Below are 2,010 nucleotides of genomic sequence, written 5' to 3'. Positions count from 1 at the left end.
AGGGACAGCCCTTCTCAATATTCCTACGCGCACAGCGGATAGGGACCGAACTGTCTCACGACGTTCTAAACCCAGCTCGCGTACCGCTTTAATGGGCGAACAGCCCAACCCTTGGGACCGACTCCAGCCCCAGGATGCGACGAGCCGACATCGAGGTGCCAAACCATCCCGTCGATATGGACTCTTGGGGGAAGATCAGCCTGTTATCCCCGGGGTACCTTTTATCCGTTGAGCGACAGCGGCTTCCACAAGCCACTGCCGGATCACTAGTCCCGACTTTCGTCCCTGCTCGACCCGTCGGTCTCACAGTCAAGCTCCCTTGTGCACTTACACTCAACACCTGATTGCCAACCAGGCTGAGGGAACCTTTGGGCGCCTCCGTTACTCTTTAGGAGGCAACCGCCCCAGTTAAACTACCCATCAGACACTGTCCCTGATCCGGATCACGGACCCAGGTTAGACATCCAGCACGACCAGAGTGGTATTTCAACGACGACTCCACAACCACTGGCGTGGCCGCTTCAAAGTCTCCCACCTATCCTACACAAGCCGAACCGAACACCAATATCAAACTATAGTAAAGGTCCCGGGGTCTTTCCGTCCTGCTGCGCGAAACGAGCATCTTTACTCGTAGTGCAATTTCACCGGGCCTATGGTTGAGACAGTCGAGAAGTCGTTACGCCATTCGTGCAGGTCGGAACTTACCCGACAAGGAATTTCGCTACCTTAGGATGGTTATAGTTACCACCGCCGTTTACTGGCGCTTAAGTTCTCAGCTTCGCCGACCCGAAAGTCAGCTAACCGGTCCCCTTAACGTTCCAGCAACCGGGCAGGCGTCAGTCCGTATACATCGCCTTACGGCTTCGCACGGACCTGTGTTTTTAGTAAACAGTCGCTTCTCGCTGGTCTCTGCGGCCACCCCCAGCTCAAGCAGCAAGTGCTATCACCAGTGATGGCCCCCCTTCTCCCGAAGTTACGGGGGCATTTTGCCGAGTTCCTTAACCATAGTTCACCCGAACGCCTCGGTATTCTCTACCTGACCACCTGAGTCGGTTTAGGGTACGGGCCGCCATGAAACTCGCTAGAGGCTTTTCTCGACAGCATAGGATCATCCACTTCACCACAATCGGCTCGGCATCAGGTCTCAGACTTATATGCACGACGGATTTGCCTACCGTGCGTCCTACACCCTTACCCCGGGACAACCACCGCCCGGGCTGGACTACCTTCCTGCGTCACCCCATCGCTTACCTACTACAAGTCTGGTTCATCGGCTCCACCACTACCCTCAACTCCGAAGAGATCGGGCCGGCTTCACGGACTTAGCATCGCCTGATTCAGTACTGGGCGTTTCAAAGCGGGTACCGGGAATATCAACCGGTTGTCCATCGACTACGCCTGTCGGCCTCGCCTTAGGTCCCGACTTACCCTGGGCAGATCAGCTTGACCCAGGAACCCTTAGTCAATCGGCGCACACGTTTCTCACGTGTGTATCGCTACTCATGCCTGCATTCTCACTCGTGAACCGTCCACAACTCGCTTCCGCGGCTGCTTCACCCGGCACACGACGCTCCCCTACCCATCCGTACTCCCGTTGGGGATACATGTACGAATGACACGACTTCGGCGGTACGCTTGAGCCCCGCTACATTGTCGGCGCGGAATCACTTGACCAGTGAGCTATTACGCACTCTTTCAAGGGTGGCTGCTTCTAAGCCAACCTCCTGGTTGTCTCTGCGACTCCACATCCTTTCCCACTTAGCGTACGCTTAGGGGCCTTAGTCGATGCTCTGGGCTGTTTCCCTCTCGACCATGGAGCTTATCCCCCACAGTCTCACTGCCGTGCTCTCACTTACCGGCATTCGGAGTTTGGCTAAGGTCAGTAACCCGGTAGGGCCCATCGCCTATCCAGTGCTCTACCTCCGGCAAGAAACACACGACGCTGCACCTAAATGCATTTCGGGGAGAACCAGCTATCACGGAGTTTGATTGGCCTTTCACCCCTAACCA

General features: G+C 56.0%; 1 rRNA gene (running past one end of the window). It reads right to left on the bottom strand.

The annotated features are described in order from the left end of the window. Positions 1–2,010, bottom strand: a 23S ribosomal RNA gene (locus tag DTB53_RS03125) (its annotated part continues 873 nt past the right edge of the window); the annotation flags it as partial.

Source organism: Streptomyces griseus (genome assembly GCF_900460065.1).
GTDB lineage: Bacteria > Actinomycetota > Actinomycetes > Streptomycetales > Streptomycetaceae > Streptomyces > Streptomyces griseus.
The sequence above is the reverse complement of the archived record's forward strand: the minus strand, read 5'-3'. Positions and strand labels throughout refer to the sequence as shown.